Raw genomic sequence first — 19276 nt, forward strand, 5'->3', positions numbered from 1 at the left:
TCTGATACCTTTTTGATTGTCGGTTCCTTTTTTCTTTTACTGACCAATTTCCCTGTCCCGGGTTATAGCGAATTTATGACTTCGCTATTAGGGAAGGGGACGTTAGATAAACTCAATTACGGTATTAATGCCAGCTATGGATTGATGACGCTATTAGTGATTGTGACGTTTTCAAAAGAACTGGTTGAAAAGCTCAAGCTGAGCCAAAGCACCGCTATTTTGCCAATCGCTATCTTTTTCTTAATGTCGCCAGGGAGTATTACCACCGATTCAGGTGAAATTGTTTCAGCTGCGTATGCGCTGGTCGATTTTAGCTCTGAGTCGATGTTTTTAGGGATTATCGTCACGGTGGTCACCATCAAGATGATCGAGTTTCTTGAAAACAGAACTTTTACTATTAAGATGCCCGCGAGCGTACCGTCTGAAATTGCTAAGTCGTTTAAATCGCTGGTGCCTATTCTGATTGTTCTGCTGTTCTGGATAATCGTCAAGGTGCTGTTTGAAGCTACGCATTTTGGCACGCCGGGCAAATTTATCAGCGTGATGCTGCAAGAACCGCTGTTATATCTGGGCAACTCGATTTTTTCACAATTGATTGCCGAGATGTTGATTAGCCTGTTTTGGTTCTTTGGGATTCATGGTGATTCGATTGTGACCTCGGTGATGGGGCCGATTTGGCAAACGCTCAGCGCACAAAATCTGGCGCAGACGCAGGGGGGATTAGCAGCCACCAATATCATCACTCAGCAGTTCAGAGATGTATATTTAATTGCTGGCGGGACGGGGTTTACCGGCGCATTGCTGATCGCTATTTGGCTGGTTGCCAAAAGTACGCGATTAAAGCAGCTGTCGAAACTTGCGGCTCCGGCAGCGATATTTAACATCAATGAACCGATTATTTTCGGTTTGCCGATAGTACTGAATCCGCTGATGCTGATTCCGTTCCTGGTCACGCCGATTGTCCTTTGTACGCTGACGTATATTGTTATCGCGATAGGTTGGGTGCCGCCGACTTCCGGTATTTCTATTCCCTGGACTACGCCAATATTTATTTCCGGCTTTCTGACCACCGGTATTTCAGGCGTAGTGTTACAAGCGGTTAATCTGGTTATCGCCACTGCTATCTATTTACCGTTCATCAAGGTGCTGGATAAACAATACCTTCACGAAGAGAGTCAGTGTGAAGAGGCGCAGGTTTAAATTATAAATCCCGGCTCAGGCAATGCTGAGCCGGGGAGCGGGCTGAACCGCACAGCACAGACCTTCTGTTAGCGTTTTATTCATCATGTTGTCCCTTATAAGGCACTAAGTTACTTTTTACTTCTCCCCTGAAACCAGTGATACAAGTAGGATACGCGTAGAAAACGCTATATAGTGTTGTACATAACGAAGGTGAATGGCCCAGGGAGCGTAATGTGAACTTGTTTATGTTTTATGTTGGCGGCAATGCAGGGAAATCGAATATTGAAGTGCATGATATTCAGTTTGTGGTGGCAGAGACGCCGGAGGCGGCCTGGCCTGCGTTACGTCAGGCGTGGTTTGGTGATGCGGATAAAATTCATGTTGATGGCTACAGCCGTATTAGCTGGGCTGATGGTTATGACGTGACGCTGGCAAAAGAACCGTCATCCAGTGATGTGAAGTTATTTTTTGTGAATGCTGGTGGCTATCGCCCGGACACGCTGGCGGAGTTACATGAATTCGATCTTTTTGTCGCACATGATGTGAAAGACGCGAAGCACAAAGCGTTGCAAAAGCTGCTTTGTGGTGTCGATCAGCAGCATAAAGACAATCTTAAAGAAGTGGATGATTGCCTACTGTTGGAAAAGGTTGGCGACTGGTATCTCCATCTCACGCCCAACGCCAAAGGTGTGGCTCCGAAACCAGAATGGCAGGGCTACCAGCCGATTGGCCTGGTAGCCGGTTAATCATTATTCGGCATCAGGGCATATCTGCCGCCACCATGACGGCTTCATGTCCTCAAATGAGTGGAACTCAGGGGCAAAGGTTTTATCATCAGGCTGGTCGAACGCGCCGGTCAGCAGGGCGATAACCGGGCCGTCATCAATGGCCCCCAGTGAACTGCCGCAACGCGGGCAAAAGGCGCGGCAGGTGTTCTGTGACGAGCGCCATGTTGCTGGCGCGCCGCCATCGCCGGTCCAGTTGACGTCTTTGGCTGTGAACTCCAGCCACACTGCCGTCTGAGCACCGGTATGTTTCTGACACATATCGCAAGAACAGCTGTGCGGGCTGACTGGGTTAACGGCGCTGAAGCGAATATAGCCGCACAGGCAGCCGCCGGTTAGCGTTTTGCTCATCATATCCCTCTATTGTGGCTGCCACAGCGTGTCGGGTTCAGCAAAGCCTTCTTCTACTCGTGCGAAGAAGCGGCTGGCGTGCAGGCCGTCGACAAAAGCATGATTAAACTTGCCTGCTACCGGGATAATGCCGTTTTTTAGCTTACCCCAGGTGAGGGCGGGAACCGCCGCGCCAACATAGTATTCAGCGTGGGTAATCGCGCTGAAATGCAGCCACGGCAGGCAGCTGGCGCAGAAAAAGTTCTCGCCTTTGACAATGAGCGGCGCCGGAGCGGTGTGTTTGGCGGCATTAATGCTCGGCGTCGCTGCCCGGCTGAAGGTGCTAAAATCGGCGGCGTTGTCGCACCATACCTGGCGGAACCCTTCATGAGCGGTCATCACCGGCGTCATCACCGCCAGTTCATCATATTCGATAATATCGTCGCCCAGCAGGCGCTGTTTAAGCTGTGGTACCCCGTTTGCCGCGCGAACCAGCGCGTAGAGTGCCAGTTGGAAGAGAGAGACGTCGCGGTCTTTTGCGCACTCGTATAACCGCTGTGCTTCTAAGGGTACGCAGAGGTTAAAACTGGGATTGGCAAAACCGCGATAAAAATCAAAATGATCTTTTCGCGGCCAGCTTTGTTTATCGATCACGCGATAGTTGGCCACGGGCATCTCCTTTTTCGCATTTGTCCCACACTATGCGACGATTTCAATCAGGTTGCCATCAGGGTCTTTGATAACCGCTTCGTAATAACCGTCGCCGGTAGTACGCGGAGCAGAGACCAGGATACCTTGCGCCTCGGCGCGTTTAGCCAGCGCATCGACTCTCTGCGCACCGTCAACGCTTATCGCCAGATGAACCCAACCGGTGTGGTTATTATCCGGTTTCAGCTCGCTCAGACCCGGTTTGGTCATCAGTTCAATGGCAATATCATCACCGATTTTGACAAAGTAAGATTCAAACCCGAGGTTAGTCTGGCTGCAATACTTTTCATTTATTTCGCCTTCAAAAAACGACACCCAAAAGCAGGCCTGTTGCTCAAGCTGGCGGGTCCATAGGGCGATATGGGCAATTTTCATTTCAAACCTCTTCACACGGTGTGTTGACAGTCAGGGACAGAATGCACGATCATGCACTTTGTTGCTCGATAAAGATTTACCAGGAGTTATTGTGCTCGATTATGCTGCTTTCCCTAAACAACGACAAGCGTTGATTTGCCAGATCCTGCAAGAAAACGGTAGGGTGATTTGCGCTGAGCTGGCCAGCCGTCTGAGCGTATCAGAACACACAATTCGCCGTGATTTACATGAACTTAGCAAAGAGGGTTTTTGCAAGAAGGTTTACGGTGGGGCGGTTATGACTCTGCCTGAGTCGGGAGACTACAGCGAGCGCAAGGATAAGAATACGGCGATAAAAAGCAGAATCGCGCAGAAGTGCGCAAGGTTGGTTAAGCCCGGCGGCTGCATTTTTATCGACACCGGCACCACTAATCTGGCGATGGCGGAGGCGCTGCCTGTTGAGCTGGCGCTAACGATAGTGACCAATTCTCCGGAGATCGCCGCAGTGCTGCTCAAGAAACCGCTGTATGACGTGGTGATGCTGGGCGGCCAGATCCAACGGGCTACCGGCGGCTGCGTGGGGGCATCCGCCGTGGCGCAGATCCAGGGGATGTTGTTTGACCAGGGCTTTATCGGCGGCTGCGCTATGGCTCCGGAGTCTGGTCTCACGGGATTTGATTTTCCCGACTGTGAGTTTAAAAAAGCGGTTATTAAGCAGTGCAGCGAAATCATCGTGGGCCTGACTTCGGATAAGATCCCCGCGGTGGCGCGCTTTGTGGTGGTCGAAAGCGGCGACATTGATGTGCTGGTGGTGGAAGAGAATGTCAGTCGTGAATATAGCGATGCGTTCCGCGAGCACGATATTCGTATTTATACCGTTTAAGCGGGAAGCGCTAGCCCGAGCGGCGAGTGCGCTCGGGCCATGAGGTTATTTCGACAGCGAAGTCGCTATCAGGCGCAATCCCAGCGCACCCAGTACCGTGGCGGTGACGATATCGATTTTGTGCTTCAGACGCAGATAGACGCTGCGCGGCCGGGCGGAAGAGAGTACCAGGGCCACCAGTGAATACCAGCTGACATCAATCAGAAAGCTCATCAGCGGTACGATATAGTAAAAGGCTACCGGGATGCGCTCTGGCAGCAGGGCGGTAAAAATAGAGGCGAAGACCAGCGCCGTTTTCGGATTGCTGAGCTGGGTATAAAGACCGTCGCGGAAGGTTTTCAACAGCGACTGTTCTGCTGCCATGCCCCCGGCGGCGAAATCCATCGGCTGCGCTGCGCCGCGATAGATTTTATAGCCTAACCACAACAGATACAGGCCACCGGCAACCTTCAGGCCGATAAACATCTCTGGTACCGCCGTCAAAAACTTCTGTAAACCCATCATTGCCATAATCGAAAAGATAGCTGCGCCGGTACCGGTCCCCAGCGCGGTGACCAGGCCATGAAGGCGTGAACGGGCCACCGCGTTGCGGGCGACGTAAATAAAGCTCGGTCCCGGGCTTATCACGCCCACGATAAGGACTGCGGCAATGGCCATCAGGCTGGATAAAAACATAAACGCTCCCGATTAATGTTTAGTGCTGAAGTCATCAATGACCTTCGCTCATAATTGTTTTCTAGTGAAAAAATAAACAATCTTTGCCGCAATGTCACCACGCTTGCATGGGCCGGCAAAAATGGCGGTTGTTTTCCCGGAGGCGGTGCTGCGCACCTGTCCGGGCTACGGGTTCGCAGACGTCGTTGATCCTATAGGCCGGTTCAAGAGCTCGCCGTTACCCGGTAAAATGCGGGTCCGGTCTTCAAAACCAATTTGCCATCAGTCTGATGTTTAATCTCTTATTCGAATAACGATTCCCATTCTGCTCTTCAGTGATACACTGGATAAATGTGATCTTTGTCATATCGTCATTAAAACAGAGAAAAGAGACACTGCTATGCAACATATCATTGAGGGCTTCCTCAACTTCCAAAAAGAGATCTTCCCACAACGTAAAGAGCTCTTCCGTAGCCTGGCGTCCAGCCAGAATCCCAAAGCGCTATTCATCTCCTGTTCGGATAGCCGCCTGGTGCCGGAGCTGGTGACTCAGCAGGATCCGGGTCAGCTGTTTGTTATTCGTAATGCCGGTAATATCGTTCCCTCTTTCGGACCGGAGCCGGGTGGGGTTTCCGCCACTATCGAGTACGCTGTCGTCGCCCTGGGCGTGACCGATATTGTAATTTGCGGCCACTCCAACTGCGGAGCGATGAAAGCGATCGCGACCTGTCAGTGTCTGGATACGATGCCCGCAGTTTCCCATTGGTTGCATTATTCCGATGCGGCAAAAGCGGTGGTTGATAAAAAGACCTGGGCGAATGAGACCGATAAGGTGAATGGGATGGTGCAGGAAAACGTCATCGCCCAGTTGAATAATATCAAAACCCACCCGTCGGTCGCCGTTGGCCTGCGCGACAATACCCTGCGTCTGCACGGCTGGTTCTACGATATTGAAAGCGGTGATATTCGTGCGCTGGATAAAAACAGCAAAAACTTCGTTTCGCTGTCGGAAAATCCTGACGTTTTCTTCGAGTAAACCTCTCTTTTCAGGGCACGGAGGCCCTGTGAGTCACGCCTTCCTGTTCGGTATCCCTTGCCTGTCAAACTTCAGTTTTTCTGCGTATCCATAACGGAGCGCTGCTTCGTGAGCGCTCCATTGCATCCGGCTTATAGCACGCCGTCGCCGCCGTCCGAGCACCAGACCTGGCCGGAAGTGAAGGAACAGGCGTCAGAGGCGAGGGTGACGTACAACGGGGCAATCTCCACCGGCTGGCCAGGGCGACCCAGAGGGGTATCGGCACCAAACTGGCGCACCTTCTCATCAGGCTGCCCGCCGCTGGATTGCAGCACCGTCCAGTAAGGACCGGGCGCAACGGCGTTGACCCGAATCCCTTTCGGACCCAGCTGCTTAGCGAGAGATTTGGTAAATGCCACCAGGCTGGCTTTAGTTTGCGCATAATCCAGCAGAATGGGGCTTGGCTTAAAGGCCTGCACTGATGAGGTATTAATAATGGCGCTGTGTTTTTTAAGGTGACGCAGGGCTGCTTTGGTTATCCAGAAGGCCGCATAGACGTTGGTTTTAAAGGTGGCGTCAAAATCCTCAGTTGAGAGATCTTCCAGCGATTCACAATACTGCTGGCGTCCGGCGTTATTGACCAGAATATCCAGCCCACCGAGTTCGCTGGCGGCTTGCTCCACCAGGGCTTCACAGAAAGATTCGCTGCGAATATCACCAGGAATGGGCACGGCTTTGCGTCCTTCAGCCTGAATCAGGGCGATGACGGTTTCAGCGTCAGATTCTTCCTCCGGCAGGTAGTTTATCGCGACATCCGCGCCTTCTCGGGCAAAGGCGATAGCCACCGCCCGGCCAATCCCGGAATCACCGCCGGTAATTAGCGCTCGTTTACCCGCCAGGCGTTCGGATCCGACATAGCTCAATTCGCCGTGGTCCGGCGCTGGTTTCATCTCTTCGGCTAAACCCGGCGGCGATTGTGGCTGCTCAATAAAGGGGGGACGGGGATACTTCGCGGTATTTTTAGCGTCGTCGCTCATACTGACCTCCTCGTGGTAAAGGGTTAAGGATAGGCCCTCAGGCAGCGCATAAAACTCAAGTGGTGAATAAATGAACGCTTTCATTTTGTTAATTCACTGAATGATTGACGGTAATTCACTGATTGCCGGGAAATTTTTTTGAATTGTGACGGCGCAGAGGTGTTGTGAATTTTAGGACTATTCTATCGAAGCTGCATGGAATATTCAGGTCGGGTTTTATCAGGGGTTGGATATATTTAAGCCGCTAAGAGTGAAATGAATAATATTATTCTCGGACGATTCGCGAATTATTGCAGTTGTGAAAATAGATATTAGCGACCAGACTTTATGAGACAAACTGGATATTAATCGGGGGACTGCGGGAAATAAAAGTGGTCCCGAGGCGATAGCGCATACAGGAGAAACCTATGTCTGTACACAATCCAGCCGATCCTGATAAGCAGGGGCGGCATCCGGCGAAAGAAGACCGGCGCGAGCAGGGGGAAATCCCACGCAAAAGAGACGACAGCGAAGATCATAAAAAAGATCCTTATCATCCCCGGCCTGAAAAGCGCTAATCCGCCGAGGCTGATGAACTCACTTGTTTGAGATAGTGTGCCCGTATTGTTGCCGGGTGGCTGCCAGCGCCTTGCCCGGCCTATGATCTCTATTACCCGAACCGCAAGCCGCCGTCCTCCGACGGCGGATAAATTAAAGGTCAATTAACGGCAAAAGCCTGCGTGAGCGGCTCGCTGGTTGCGATATTGCTTTCGCTATCGCCGTGCCGATTTCAGCACAGGCGGTGATGCCCTGGACAAACGGCTGGTCATGCATCAGCCAGGGGATTGCGCCAAACGCAATGCGCCCACGCACCTCAGCCGGTTCCTGCAAGGTGTAGTCGTCCCCGACGTCGGGAATATCATCGCCGGTCGCCAGTAATTGCTTTCTTAAATGTGGAAAGGGGAGATCGGTAGTTTTGAGCGGTTTCTGCCCCCGCGCATCGATAAACACATCATAGATATAGCGGTTATCGTGGCTAATAATCAGCGTTTTATCTTGCTCAACTGATAACTCATAATCCGCGCCCAGAGCGAGAATGCTGATGATGCCGGCTTCGCGCAGCGCCAGTAGCCGGCGAATAGACTCGGAGGGAATGGCGGCGTAACAGTCAATAAACACCCGGGCGAGGCCCCGGCTGAAGCGCTCGCGGTCCCGATCGTTGAGATGCGGAACCATCTCCTGAACGGCTTCGTGTAGCCGCAAAATAACGTAGCGCCAGGGCACGGTGTAACGCTCTCGCTTATGACGTTCAACTTCGTCGAGATTCGCCCGTGCCCAGTGAAATGGATTGCGCTGCTGGCGTTTTTGAAACCACGCCTCGCTGAAGTTGTCGGCGTCCAGCGCGTTAAGGGCGATGTTCTCGCTCCAGCACGGGTCGGCCAGTTTGATTTCCTGCGCCATCAACTGAAATACCCGGTCGAGTAAGCCGTCGGCACCCGCTGCGATCTCTTTTTCGATCGCACTTTCGCTGACGATATGCAGTGGCTCCCAGGGAATAGGGCAGTAAAAATCGGCTTCGGGCAGAATGCCGGAGCGGGACATCAACACAATATTGAGCGCCTTGCTGTCATCATCCAGCCTGAAGGTCAGCGCTCCATCGTCCGAATCAGTAAATCTGCCATGCTGAACGACGACGGCCATTGCTGCATCAATCCCGCTGAGCGAGGTGCCCATAATCCCCACCCGACAGGGCGGAATGTTGGCTTCCATCAGGCCAGACCACGGGCTGGGAAAATAAGTTCGGGTCGACTCCTCTTGCGCAGGCCACACGTGGCCGGTGGCGATTACTGCGAGACTGAAAACGTCTGCTGTTTGCTCGCCTTCGGCCCACAGCCTGACGCCTTGCGCGGTGGCCTGCAGGTCGGTGACAGCGCAGGATTCATGAACATGCACCCGAAAGCCTCGTTCTTTAGCTTGTGCAACCAGCCCAATAAACTGGTCGCGAAAGTATTCGCCTAGCAGGATACGCGGCAAAAATTGACGATCATGCAAAGCGTCATAATCCACGCCATAGCGCGCAAGGTGCGCCTTGTCCTGGGCTTTTAGCCACTCGATGTAGGTGCACAGAATAGGCGGGATCTCAATGCTGGCGATATTCGCCAGCATCATGCGTGAATTTTCTTCATCACTGTAGGGCATGCCCACGCCCGCTTCATGGGCTTGCTCATAAATCGATACGTCCAGCGGTTCGTGGTGTTTAAGGAGTGCAAACAGGGTATAAATTCCGGTAGGCCCCGCGCCGATGATGGCAATTTTTTTCATCTGGAATGACCCGCTGTTGTGTTGATGTTACATAGATTCGCTGTCCTTACGCAGATTTAGTGTGGTCGAAAATTGTGATAGAGGCCAATTCAGAGACTCCTCTTGCGAAGTTGAGTCAGAAGAGGAGCCGATTTTAGAACCACGTTTCGAGCTGAGCGCCGAAGAAGAGCGTCCCGGCGCCATGGTAACCGGCGCTGCCGAAGGTATCGGTGGAAGAGTAATTATCCAGCGATTTATCCCAAGCCATCCATGTCGCAAAGAAGCGAATTTCCGGGCGTTCAAAAAAGTCCGTCACGTTCTGCATTTTAAAGGTCGGGGCAAAGGTGAGCTTGTAATAACTGCCGCTGGCGGCTTTATTGCCGTTAAAGCCTTTCGGATCGATATCCATATATTGATAGCTGGTCTCATATTGCAGCGCGAAATTTTGGTTAATTTGCTGGATCACTCTGGCATTAAGCGTCACCCAGTCGTAATGGTCGGAATCGATATAGCGATTATTGCTGCTCTGAGCGACGACCAGGGGCGCGAGGCTCAGGCTATCGGTGAGCGAAGTAATGCCGTAAGAGGCAAATTTCACCGTCCAGGCCGGATCAATCAGGTAGCCGTCGGAACCCGGCCCGCGCACTTCCGCACCTAGCGCGCGGCCATAAAGCAGCACCGTTTTAGTCCGGCCGGGGCGCAGGCCATAGAAACTGTCGCCATGATAAGCCAGCATGGTGTTAAAGCCACTCGAGGCGGCTTTATCTGTGGCCAGCCCGTCGTTAATCCGCTTATCGTTATCCTGCGAGTAAAGACCGTTGACCATCCACTGCCAGTTATCCAGGCGGTTATTGAGCGAGAAGGTATAATTCTGAATATAGGTGTTATCAGCCCCGGTCATGTTGTTATATTCAACGTTCTCCATCGTATCAATATCATTGAAGTTACGTCCGTAAACCGCCAGATTGGTCTTAATATCGCCCCAGAAGTTCGCATCATAAATGCCGGCCCCGGTACCGATTAAATTCATCATGTCGGAGTCGAGCCAGTGAATATCGAAATTATCCCGGTCTTCACGTTTCCCGGCCCATAGCGTGGCATTTTTGAATGCGCCGCTGAACGAGGGCATGTCGCTCATTTCCACAAACGCCTGACGCACGTTCATCTGACCATTAAATGAACTGTCGGTATTATAGGTTTTATCCCATTCGGCAATTTTCATGTAATAACGCAGCTGGCTATTATTGTCATATTTACGCCGATAGTTGATGTCAGCAGTGACGTAGGTATCGGATTCGTTGCCAAGGCGACCAACGCTTCCCCCGGTGCTTCCTGCTGGCGTCAGAGAAGGGCCGACGGTGCTGGTGGTGCCTTTGCTGGTCAATATCCCCGTTCTTGCATAGCCGCCAAATGTTATCTCCGAGCGATCGTCTTTTTTGACCGCGCTAGCGGCTGACTGACTCTTGATTAACGCAAGATCTGCATCGGTTTTTTGTTCAACGGCCTGCAATCGCTCTTCTGCGCGAGCGGCATTTTTCTCGGCTCTGGCGGCTCTTTTTTCCGCATTATCAATTTTGCTGCTGGCATCTTGTAATTGTATTCGCGACTGCTTTAATTCGGCCTCAAGCTTTTCCAGTCGGGCGTTAATTTCGCTTAAGGTTGTATCCGTCGCAAGGGCAGGCGCTGGCAAAGCCAGCGCACAGAGCGTAAGCATATAGGCTTTCATTATTAAGACCTGTACAGGAGGAAGCGGTGCTCTGAACACAGGGGTGCAGAGCACATATTACTGTGCCATTGAAAATGGATTATTTAACTGCTTGTTAAATTAATGATTGGGCTTTGTTATCCCCTAAGACTTTTTCGTGGTTTTATTCGCATTGACAAAAACGAACGTCATTATGAAGGCGAAGATAAATACGGCGACTCCGACGCTAATATAGGAAATAAACTGATAACGGTCATACAAATACATTAATGGCGACAGCAGAACCGCCAGGCCGTAAGAGTTGGCTTTTATCGACAGCAAAGAGAGGACCATTCCACCCAGCGCGGAGCTGGTTAACATCACGATAATAGCGCGGAGTCCGGACTGCATCACAATCCCGAACAATGCGGGTTCAGAAACGCCGAGTAGCTGGGTAATAGTGGCGGAAATACCCGCGGTTTTAAACGCGACATTTTTGGATTTTAACGAAATAGCCAGACACACGGCGGCGTTGGCAAAACCGTACATCGCGCAAACGGTAATTAATGGATTGAAGCCAGTACCCGCAATCAGCGAGGTTTCAATCATAATGAACATATGATTTAAACTAGGATTTAACCACCTGATTTTAATAGTCTTATGCTGTCACTTTTTCTCTTTGGGGCACCGTTGGGGCATTTTCTCGCAGGGACTGATTTAGTATGGCCACCTGTGAAGCGCTGGACTCCGGCATCCATGCACCATAAACCCTGTACACCATCAGTGCGTTTGCGTGCCCCATTTGCGATGCAATAAAAGTTGGATTTGCTCCAGCAGACAAGGACCAGCATGCGTATGTATGGCGCGACTGATATGCCTTCCGTGAACGTAAGCCAGCTCTTTTCATCGCTGAGGTCCAACTTGGCCCGAGAGAACCTACTGCATAATACCCATCAGGTTTGTTATGATGTCTTGTAGGCTGAGGAACAAAGATAAACGTGCAGGAATGATGGGTGCTTCTGCCATATTCACGCAGTTTAACTTCTATACGATGCTGCTTCCCGAGCCGCGTCAGTTCTGCCTGATTTTTCAGTACATCAATCGCAGGTTGAGTGAGATAGATTACCCTGTCAGTACTGGCCTCTGTTTTGGGTAAAGTAAAATCTCCCATGGTCGTGAGATTGCGCCTCACGATCATGGTACCCGCCTTCAAATCAACATCTTCCCACGCCAGAGAAACTAACTCGCCGTGTCTGACACCTGTATAAACCGCCAGCGACCAGAGATTTTTGGTTTGTTGCTGGTGACAAGCGTCGATTAACCGGGAAAACTCATCTCTGCTAAGCGGATCTGGCTTAGCTCTGGCTTTCTTCAGTACTCCAATGCTGGTGCAGGGGTTTTCCTCTGCATAGCCGTTCTCGTGAGCAAACTGAAAAAAAGAAGAGATGATCCCCATGTAATAATTTACTGTTGGGGCCGTTCGTCCCTTTTTCACGGTCTTTCGGTTTGGTCGCGCCACGCAGTAACCCGTCAGCAGTTCCTTCCTGACATTCAACAAATCTTCTTTCGTGACCGTCGAGATCAGTTTTTTGCCGCCGATATGGGGAAGCATTACTCTCACTACCGATTTATAGCGACTTAATGCGTTTGCACCGACTTCCATGCCTTTAAGTTCAAGCCATTTATCCGCGAGAGCTTGCACCGTAATCTCCTTTTTCTCCATACCAAAGTTTTTGAGATTTGGTGAATTCGGGAACTGCGCAGCATAGTCAAAGCTACCCATGCGGATAGCGAAACATACTGATGTACGCAGTTCCCCGGCAACCTTGCGGTTTTTAGCGGTGTCAGGGACACCGAGATTTTCCCTGACACGCTTACCTTTAAAAATGAACCATATGCGGAGTGATTTTCCGTGGTTCTCAACGCCCGTTGGGTATGATTCTTTACTCATTGTTCCCTCCCGACGTCCAGGAGCGGTGTAAGCTTACCTGTTTCATACCTCCCGATCACCCAATGGTTGCTTTTGCGCCTGAAGCCGATGACGATGACGACGTTCTCAGAGCGGATGATCTGAGATAGCCGCGGCATCGCCTCAAGGATGGTTGCCGATATGCGCTCAATGGGACCGTCGATCGAAGTCTCAAGGTGCTGCGGGTCCACCAGAACGGCACGATAACCTGCTTCGACCCATGGCTCAGCCATGACGCCAGTGAAATCGCACAGGCAGATAATGGTTCCTTTGCTCATGCTGCCTCCGTCTTAACAACGTCGATGGCGCAGCCGGGTATCAGCTCAACGGAAGCGGTGGCGCACTGGTTACCCCAGTGATGCCAACCTGGCGCAGCGCTGCGGCTGAAAAGCTCAATCCGCGGCACATCGCCGTAAAGTAGTTCCAGACGGTGGCGAACTTCCCACGGTTTCTCGCTGTGCGCGCCGAGCGGGCTGTAGACCACCTGCTTAATGCCGGCGTGTTTGCGTTCCAGTCCGGCGCCACGGGTGGCGATCAGCACGTCTTCGGTATTGGCGCGGGTGTGCTTGCCACCGTTCATGCGCGTCTCTGCATTCAGCAGGTCAAGGAAGTCGTAAAAGTCGGTCACATTTCCCTCTGCCAGAGCCTTGGTAATTCGCAGCTCAGCCAGCTGGTTCAACTTCACCCAGGTGAAGCCCTTCATCGTGCGCACCGTAAATCCCCAGGCCTCGGCCAGCTCGATCGCCTCCTGGTTGTGGGTGCCGGTGTACCACATCGCCAGCACCGCGTTTTCGGCCGCCAATTCCCACACAGGCAGGCGCTTCAGGTCGATGAGTCGCATTGTCGAATAGTGGTCCACTGCGGCGCCGTTGCTGATTGTGTTCCCATAAGCCCAGGGCGGATCGGCGTAAATCAGAGAGTATTTTCTGCTCATGCTTCACCGCCAGAATTTGGTTTCCATGTAAACTCAGGAGCGATAATCACATCCATGCAGGTTCCGCTATCGTTGTATTGTTCGAGCATTTCAAGAGTGTCAGCGTCAGTCTGGGTATCCCCGTAACTACCAACAATGCAGAGCAATTCAACAGGCGCCCCGAGGTTTTGCAGGGCAATAGTTAACTGCTTTGCTAATGCCATTTTCATCGCTTCGTTACTCATGCCACCACCTTCTTACTGTTCATCAGCTCAGCCAGGCGCTGAGCCTTTAATGGGTTTTTGATAACGTCGCCGCTTGGGGCGATCCATCCCCGGCGATTGATGGAATAGGGAAGGGTGATACTGCCAACGGTGATACCGTCGTGGTGAGTTTTCATTTCCACTGCTCCCCGAAGGTGAAGCCGATCTCCGCCAGCGATTCGTCCATCTTCTCGATGAACTCCGGCACCATTTCGTTGAAGTCGGACATGTATTTGTCGTCGCGCTCAACAACCACGTGGTGAATGCCTTCTCGCTTCATGCGAGGGTCATAATTCGCGAAGTACCAGGCATCCTTCCCGGTTACCCACATGCTGAATTGCACCTGGGCCATGTAGGCGGATTTGATAGCCTCGAAGCCGCCAAGCCGGAATTTCATGAAGTCGCGAGAGGTGAAAGGGCACTTCAGCTCAAGGCCGCGGCCATCACTGCACAGGCCATCAGGTGAGCAGGCGGTGCGCATTCCTTCGTCGCGGAAGAGGATCGGCGACTCGGTTACCTGTACGTCAGTGGTGAACTCAAACAGTGTGCGGGCGTCGTCCTCGTACTGTTTCCCCCATGCCAGAGCCTTGGCGTTAACCTCCGGCGCTGCGCCGGTGCAAACCTCTGCGAGTAGCGTGTGGAAATAGGACATTTTCATGTCAGTCCACTTTGTGCCAGATCTCGGTTTTGAAATGACGTTGTGAACTTCCGATGCGGTTATGACGCCGAGGCGCAAGCGGTGCCAGGCTTCATCGCCCTGTTCAACGCGGGTAACGTCAATGCCGGTGCGCGCAAGGATGATTTCAGGTGTCATGCGGCCGCCTTATTTTTCAGAAATCCGAGAGCCTTAACCGCCTCTTCTTGAGTCAGTTCTGATGATTCACGAATGTCACGGCGGAATATTTTTGAACACAGAGGCAGCAGGTCGTCATCCCATGTCTTATTCATCGTGATAAGAACGTCGTTAATCTCTTTGATGATTGCTGTTTCTGCCGGTGTAACATCGCGTTCTGGCTGGCGTTGTGCGGAAAAGTTAATACCTTCTTCGCTTTCGGTGTTCACGTGATCTATAGCCGCATCAAGGCGCTCACGGCGTGGCCAATATTTCGCAGCCTGTTTAACAACAGTCTTGAGGATCATCTGCTCTTCGTCTGTGAGCCACGGGCATGATGTGCCTTTGTTCTTGTAGGCTTTCCATGCTTCTGAGCGGTCTCGAATCGCGTAGATATCAGCAATGCGCATCGTGTGAGTCAGGTAGTCGCCGTCGTCGCTTTTGATAACGACGTAGGCACCTACAATGTCGCCGCGCTGTTCTGCGGTGTCGAAATCGTTGTAAATATGAACCGGTGGCTTATCCAGACCTTCGCGGTGAAACTGATCGTTCTTACGGACAATTGCCGACTGGCACCACTTGATAGCCCCGGATTGCTGCGCAATGTGCATCAGGCCCATGTAGCTGATGTCGAGACAGATAGCCCCTTTGCGCGGCACCAGATAAGCCAGCTTCTGAGCCGGGTTAAGGGACACGCCAATCCCGGCGACATTCATTACAGCGCTTCTGGTGCTTACCGGGTTCGCGGCGCGCCTGCTCATCAGCTTTGCGCTTCTCTTCGGCCAGGCGGGCCTGTTCACGCTGCTCTGCCTCTCGGCGGATGCGGTCGGCTTCTTCCTGAGCCTTGCGGCGCTCTGCTTCCACGGCGGCCTGTTTTTCACGCTCAGCACGTTCAGCTGCTTCTCGCTGTTCGAGTTCGGCCCGCTGCTGAGCTTCAATACGCTCACGTTCTGCGCGCTCTTTTGCCAAAATCGCCTCGCGCTCTCTGGCGGCCGCAGCGTCAATTTCACGCTGTGCCTTTTCTGCTGCCTCACGTTTGGCTTTTTCTTCCGCCTGGCGAGCAATCTCTTCTTCGCGGGCAATGCGCTGGCGTTCGGCTTCGGCTGCTTTATCTGCGCGTTCGCGGTCAATATCTTTATCCATCAGCAGGGCCATTTCGTGGTCCGCTTCGAACTTGGCCGCCAACTCCTGATCGAACTTGATGTTCATTTCCAGCGCTTCGGCGTGCATCGCGTTCATGGCTTCTTCGGCCTTAATTCGCTCCTGCTCTGCCTCCCATTCAGTCAGCGGCCGGCGCACTTCATCTTTCAGCGCATCGAGACGTTCGCGGGCAACGCGGCGGCTTTCGTCGATTTGCTTTGGCAGAGCCTTCAGCTCAGCGACCAGGTCTTTACCTGCGTTGTCGATGTACGTTTTAGAGCGCGCAACCTTGTGAGCCATGGATGCGATAGCGTCGCGGCCTTTTTTGGTGGTCACGTCCGGAACCAGACTACGAGCCTCTTTTTCGATTAGTTCGATAAGCGGGTCGAGCTGGTCGTTATTGGTGAAAACCGCCATCGCGTTCTTTTTCTCGATGACGACTAAATCTGTTATTTCGCTCATGGTTTCCCCTGAAATTTGGTTGTAAGAATCCCCGGCGCGATGAAAGCCGCCTGATAGCTCAGTTAAATTCGTGCGCTGATATGCGCGGGTTAATGCGTCCCGGCTGGTACCAGATTTGGCAGCAGCTCACGCGCTTCAAAGCACTGGCGGATATGGCGCAAGTTACCCTGTGGCTCGAACCAGAAGGTTTCCTTCAGGTAGTCACGTGAAACCTTCCAGGTGGCGCCAGTTTTAGCGTTACGCATCATCACGGCGCGTCCGCTGTTAGGAATTGAGTTAGCCATTGAACACCCCCGTAACGTGCAGAATTTTGATAATCGCCGCCGCCCAGATAACGCCGCAGACCAGCAGGCAGTAAATCAGTGAACGAATGCCTTGTTTGCTCATTTTCCACCCCAGCATGCGAAGCTAAAAAAAAGGACTGCAACCAAAAACGGAACGACCTTTAACCAAAAATTACGCCATGCGCGTTTGTCTTGTTCGCGGATCATTTGCCACTCCTTAACACATGAAGAGAAGAGCTAGCCTTCTACCGATTCAGTTGGAAGACCAATTAACCGGTTGAGGTCCTCAACCTTCAGCGCAGGAAGGGCAGCTTTGGCGCTGTCAACGTTTTCAGGTATAAGCTCTTTGCTTTCAGGCCATACTTCTACAAGGCGACTCAGGGTAGTAACGGATTTCAGAGCAGCCCAAACAGTCGCCTCAATTTCTTTTTTTCTGGAATTGAGCTTTTGCTCTTCGTCGATAATTGAATCAAACCGCTTGGTAATTTCATGCTCGGCACCAAAGAGACACAGATCACGGTTTGGAGTAACCAGAAAAATTTCTTTTCCTTCGCTGGTTCTTCCGTATGAGCACCAGCCAAGACGACGACCGGAAATTGCAATGTTGATTGAGCTTTGCGGATTGCCGGAAATGTGAAGCGAAGCGCCAGCACTGCGAAGCTCTGCCTCTAATTTCTCAAGCTTTTCATATTGCTTATCGACCTTGTCGGCCTTTTCTTTGCCGCCAAAAGCAGCGATGCGAGCATCTCTTGCAACTTCCTGGCGTTTAAGGTCAAGGGATTCAATAGCGGTGATATTCCCACTTTTCACTATACGGCTCATCTGGCAGACGTCCGCTGGCTGCGCCGCGCTGCCCGGAGGAAAAGCCATGGCTGATTTACGCAAAGCAGCTCGAGGTCGCGAATGTCAGGTTCGCATCCCGGGCGTCTGCAACGGTAACCCTGAAACCACGGTATTGGCCCATATCCGCATTGCTGGATTGTGCGGGACCGGGATTAAGCCGCCTGATCTGATCGCCGCTATCGCCTGTTCATCCTGTCACGATGAAATAGACCGCCGCACGCGCCTGGTAGATGCGGAGTATGCGAAAGAGTGCGCACTGGAGGGAATGGCCCGAACGCAGGTTATCTGGATGAAAGAGGGGTTGATAAAAGCATGAACCAATATCGCATTTCATTACCCTGGCCGCCAAGCAACAACCGCTACTACCGACACAATCGCGGGCGCACACACATCAGCGCGGAAGGGCAGGCATACCGCGACAGCGTCGCCAGAATCATTAAAGACTCGATGCTTGATATCGGCCTGGCCACACCACTGAAAATCCGTATTGAGTGCCACATGCCGGATCGCCGGCGCCGTGACCTGGACAACCTGCAAAAGGCTGCATTCGATGCTCTGACGAAATCAGGTTTCTGGCTCGATGACCAGCAGGTTGATTATTACAGCGTGAAGAGAATGCCTGTCGTCAAAGGTGGGCGGCTTGAGCTGACCATTACCGAAATGGAGGCCGCATGAGCCGGGACGTTATCGAACGCATCCGAGACCGCTGGATAAAGCTCCGTCTTTTACGCAGCAGTGGCACCGTGCTGGTTGACTACCGCATCCTCAAGAATTTCGTTCGCATCTATCAGACCCTGGGAGAGACAGCATGACAGCGCAATATTTAGAATTTGTTCGCCAGCAGCTGATAGTGGCCACCGCCGATCTGAGCGGCGCGACGAAAGGGCAACTGGTGGCTTTCGCAGAAAATGCGCAATTCACCGCTACGGCGCGCAGCCGGGGAAGGAAGAAAGTAGCCGATCCGGTCACCGGGCGCATGGTAAACCCATCAAACCCGCCAATCCCCGGACAGCAGTCCCGCGCGAAAGGTTCAGCAATCGCTCTCGTTCTCCCCGTTGAGTACTCGACAGCCAGCTGGCGCCGCGCGCTGCTGTCGCTGGAAGAGCATCAGAAAGCGTGGTTGCTGTGGAACTACAGCGACAATATCCGCTGGGAGAACCAGGAGACGATCACCCGGTGGGCGTGGGAGCAATTCAGCCAGCAGTTGGCCGGCGTGCGCATTGCAAAGAAAACGGTCGAGCGTCTGCGTCAGCTTATCTGGCTGGCGGCGCAGGACGTCAAGGCCGAGCTGGCAGGGCGGGAGGCGTATGAATATCAGGCGCTGGCGGAGCTGGTTGGTGTAGCAAAGTCCACATGGACAGAAACCTACCTCCCTCATTGGCTGGCGCTGCGCAGCAGTTTTGTGAAGCTTGATAGCGACGCTCTCATATCGGTAACGCGATCACGTTCACAACAAAAGGCGACAAATTTAGATGTAAGTCTTGCAAAACCGAACTGAAAGGCATATATTTCATGTAAATCTGATATCGTCGCCATAGCTTCGATTGTCGACACACAAAGAATTCAAGCCCGAGGTTAACGCCTTGGGCTTTTTGCTTTCCGGCGACACGACAGGGTATTCGCGAGATGCATTGCATCAGTACCCCTGTCACATCGTC

At 52.4% G+C, this 19276-nt stretch carries 26 protein-coding genes and 3 pseudogenes; 10 read left to right on the plus strand and 19 right to left on the minus strand.

Features of this window, described 5'->3' with window-relative positions:
• The first annotated feature begins 12 nt into the window (after nt 1–12).
• Nucleotides 13–1200: a PTS sugar transporter subunit IIC gene (locus tag AC07P6_RS13775; RefSeq protein ID WP_478316666.1), complete on the plus strand. Its 1188-nt coding sequence runs from the start codon at nt 13–15 to the stop codon at nt 1198–1200.
• Between the two features lie 215 nt (nt 1201–1415).
• Nucleotides 1416–1928 carry a DUF1543 domain-containing protein gene (locus AC07P6_RS13780; protein WP_182239230.1) on the plus strand — a complete coding sequence of 171 codons (513 nt, stop codon included), beginning with the start codon at nt 1416–1418 and terminating at the stop codon, nt 1926–1928.
• 3 nt (nt 1929–1931) lie between these two features.
• Here AC07P6_RS13780 and AC07P6_RS13785 read toward each other — a convergent pair whose 3' ends face one another.
• From AC07P6_RS13785 to AC07P6_RS13795, 3 genes are read right to left on the minus strand one after another with little or no spacing between them, the layout of a single operon-like run.
• The gene (locus tag AC07P6_RS13785) at nt 1932–2318 is read right to left on the minus strand and encodes a GFA family protein (RefSeq protein ID WP_434664061.1); all 387 of its coding nucleotides are present in this window, start codon (nt 2316–2318) and stop codon (nt 1932–1934) included.
• Nucleotides 2319–2327: 9 nt separating this feature from the next.
• A complete protein-coding gene (locus AC07P6_RS13790; RefSeq protein ID WP_478316668.1) occupies nt 2328–2966 on the minus strand; it encodes a CatA-like O-acetyltransferase, family 1 in 639 nt (212 codons plus the stop codon).
• A 30-nt stretch (nt 2967–2996) separates the two neighbouring features.
• Entirely contained in the window at nt 2997–3380 is a 384-nt protein-coding gene (locus tag AC07P6_RS13795) for a VOC family protein (RefSeq protein WP_478316670.1), read from the minus strand.
• A gap of 91 nt (nt 3381–3471) precedes the next feature.
• On the opposite strand from AC07P6_RS13795, the gene AC07P6_RS13800 reads away from it, so the two are divergent.
• The gene (locus AC07P6_RS13800) at nt 3472–4242 is read left to right on the plus strand and encodes a DeoR/GlpR family DNA-binding transcription regulator (RefSeq protein WP_478316672.1); all 771 of its coding nucleotides are present in this window, start codon (nt 3472–3474) and stop codon (nt 4240–4242) included.
• A gap of 45 nt (nt 4243–4287) precedes the next feature.
• Here the strand turns inward: AC07P6_RS13800 and AC07P6_RS13805 are convergent, their stop codons facing one another.
• A complete protein-coding gene (locus AC07P6_RS13805) occupies nt 4288–4917 on the minus strand; it encodes a LysE family transporter (protein WP_475700041.1) in 630 nt (209 codons plus the stop codon).
• A 379-nt stretch (nt 4918–5296) separates the two neighbouring features.
• On the opposite strand from AC07P6_RS13805, the gene AC07P6_RS13810 reads away from it, so the two are divergent.
• The gene (locus AC07P6_RS13810; protein ID WP_110273955.1) at nt 5297–5932 is read left to right on the plus strand and encodes a carbonic anhydrase; all 636 of its coding nucleotides are present in this window, start codon (nt 5297–5299) and stop codon (nt 5930–5932) included.
• Nucleotides 5933–6063: 131 nt separating this feature from the next.
• Here AC07P6_RS13810 and AC07P6_RS13815 read toward each other — a convergent pair whose 3' ends face one another.
• Nucleotides 6064–6948, minus strand: a complete 885-nt coding sequence (locus AC07P6_RS13815; RefSeq protein ID WP_182239222.1) for an SDR family oxidoreductase — start codon at nt 6946–6948, stop codon at nt 6064–6066.
• Between the two features lie 407 nt (nt 6949–7355).
• Between AC07P6_RS13815 and AC07P6_RS13820 the strand changes: the two genes are divergently transcribed.
• Complete coding sequence (locus AC07P6_RS13820; RefSeq protein WP_478316674.1) at nt 7356–7505, plus strand: hypothetical protein; 150 nt, start codon at nt 7356–7358, stop codon at nt 7503–7505.
• A gap of 133 nt (nt 7506–7638) precedes the next feature.
• On the opposite strand, the gene AC07P6_RS13825 is transcribed toward AC07P6_RS13820, so the two are convergent.
• From AC07P6_RS13825 to AC07P6_RS13890, 14 genes and pseudogenes are all read right to left on the minus strand, one after another.
• Nucleotides 7639–9249 carry an FAD-NAD(P)-binding protein gene (locus AC07P6_RS13825; protein WP_478316676.1) on the minus strand — a complete coding sequence of 537 codons (1611 nt, stop codon included), beginning with the start codon at nt 9247–9249 and terminating at the stop codon, nt 7639–7641.
• Nucleotides 9250–9382: 133 nt separating this feature from the next.
• A complete protein-coding gene (locus tag AC07P6_RS13830; RefSeq protein WP_478316678.1) occupies nt 9383–10954 on the minus strand; it encodes a carbohydrate porin in 1572 nt (523 codons plus the stop codon).
• A 123-nt stretch (nt 10955–11077) separates the two neighbouring features.
• Nucleotides 11078–11521 (minus strand): hypothetical protein, encoded by a 444-nt coding sequence (locus tag AC07P6_RS13835; RefSeq protein WP_478316680.1) that lies wholly within the window; start codon nt 11519–11521, stop codon nt 11078–11080.
• A 49-nt stretch (nt 11522–11570) separates the two neighbouring features.
• Nucleotides 11571–12863: a tyrosine-type recombinase/integrase gene (locus tag AC07P6_RS13840; protein ID WP_478316682.1), complete on the minus strand. Its 1293-nt coding sequence runs from the start codon at nt 12861–12863 to the stop codon at nt 11571–11573.
• An 80-nt stretch (nt 12864–12943) separates the two neighbouring features.
• Nucleotides 12944–13159, minus strand: a pseudogene (locus tag AC07P6_RS13845) (dcm methylase); the annotation flags it as partial.
• Nucleotides 13156–13815, minus strand: coding sequence for an MT-A70 family methyltransferase (locus AC07P6_RS13850; RefSeq protein WP_478316684.1), 660 nt, complete (start codon nt 13813–13815; stop codon nt 13156–13158). The pseudogene AC07P6_RS13845 and the gene AC07P6_RS13850, both read right to left, overlap by 4 nt.
• Complete coding sequence (locus AC07P6_RS13855) at nt 13812–14039, minus strand: hypothetical protein (RefSeq protein ID WP_004135665.1); 228 nt, start codon at nt 14037–14039, stop codon at nt 13812–13814. Before AC07P6_RS13855 ends, AC07P6_RS13850 begins: the two co-directional genes overlap by 4 nt.
• Entirely contained in the window at nt 14036–14194 is a 159-nt protein-coding gene (locus tag AC07P6_RS13860; protein ID WP_046878446.1) for a DUF1317 family protein, read from the minus strand. The genes AC07P6_RS13855 and AC07P6_RS13860 overlap by 4 nt, the downstream gene beginning before the upstream one ends.
• Nucleotides 14191–14871 (minus strand): lambda exonuclease family protein, encoded by a 681-nt coding sequence (locus AC07P6_RS13865; RefSeq protein WP_047721002.1) that lies wholly within the window; start codon nt 14869–14871, stop codon nt 14191–14193. The genes AC07P6_RS13860 and AC07P6_RS13865 overlap by 4 nt, the downstream gene beginning before the upstream one ends.
• Nucleotides 14868–15605, minus strand: a complete 738-nt coding sequence (locus tag AC07P6_RS13870) for a recombinase RecT (RefSeq protein WP_478316686.1) — start codon at nt 15603–15605, stop codon at nt 14868–14870. Before AC07P6_RS13870 ends, AC07P6_RS13865 begins: the two co-directional genes overlap by 4 nt.
• Before the next feature lie 7 nt (nt 15606–15612).
• Nucleotides 15613–16491, minus strand: a pseudogene (locus tag AC07P6_RS13875) (hypothetical protein); the annotation flags it as partial.
• Between the two features lie 89 nt (nt 16492–16580).
• Nucleotides 16581–16775: a hypothetical protein gene (locus AC07P6_RS13880; protein ID WP_032693604.1), complete on the minus strand. Its 195-nt coding sequence runs from the start codon at nt 16773–16775 to the stop codon at nt 16581–16583.
• Nucleotides 16768–16893, minus strand: a complete 126-nt coding sequence (locus AC07P6_RS13885; protein ID WP_074185988.1) for a hypothetical protein — start codon at nt 16891–16893, stop codon at nt 16768–16770. Before AC07P6_RS13885 ends, AC07P6_RS13880 begins: the two co-directional genes overlap by 8 nt.
• A 119-nt stretch (nt 16894–17012) precedes the next feature.
• Nucleotides 17013–17597, minus strand: a complete 585-nt coding sequence (locus AC07P6_RS13890; protein WP_478316687.1) for an Nmad5 family putative nucleotide modification protein — start codon at nt 17595–17597, stop codon at nt 17013–17015.
• Between AC07P6_RS13890 and AC07P6_RS13895 the strand changes: the two are divergent.
• The 5 genes and pseudogenes from AC07P6_RS13895 to AC07P6_RS13915 all read left to right on the plus strand — a co-directional run.
• Nucleotides 17568–17651: pseudogene (locus AC07P6_RS13895) on the plus strand (NinE family protein); the annotation flags it as partial. The gene AC07P6_RS13890 and the pseudogene AC07P6_RS13895 sit on opposite strands and share 30 nt — an antisense overlap.
• Nucleotides 17644–17934 carry a DUF1364 domain-containing protein gene (locus tag AC07P6_RS13900; RefSeq protein WP_004141687.1) on the plus strand — a complete coding sequence of 97 codons (291 nt, stop codon included), beginning with the start codon at nt 17644–17646 and terminating at the stop codon, nt 17932–17934. The pseudogene AC07P6_RS13895 and the gene AC07P6_RS13900, both read left to right, overlap by 8 nt.
• On the plus strand, nt 17931–18293 hold the full coding sequence (gene rusA / locus AC07P6_RS13905; RefSeq protein ID WP_004196945.1) for a crossover junction endodeoxyribonuclease RusA: 363 nt from the start codon (nt 17931–17933) through the stop codon (nt 18291–18293). Before AC07P6_RS13900 ends, rusA begins: the two co-directional genes overlap by 4 nt.
• Nucleotides 18290–18430, plus strand: coding sequence for a YlcG family protein (locus AC07P6_RS13910; RefSeq protein ID WP_032693618.1), 141 nt, complete (start codon nt 18290–18292; stop codon nt 18428–18430). Before rusA ends, AC07P6_RS13910 begins: the two co-directional genes overlap by 4 nt.
• Nucleotides 18427–19116, plus strand: coding sequence for a bacteriophage antitermination protein Q (locus AC07P6_RS13915; RefSeq protein WP_478316689.1), 690 nt, complete (start codon nt 18427–18429; stop codon nt 19114–19116). Before AC07P6_RS13910 ends, AC07P6_RS13915 begins: the two co-directional genes overlap by 4 nt.
• Nucleotides 19117–19276: the final 160 nt, after the last annotated feature.

It is taken from the genome of Klebsiella sp. GFKo11, from assembly GCF_056490265.1.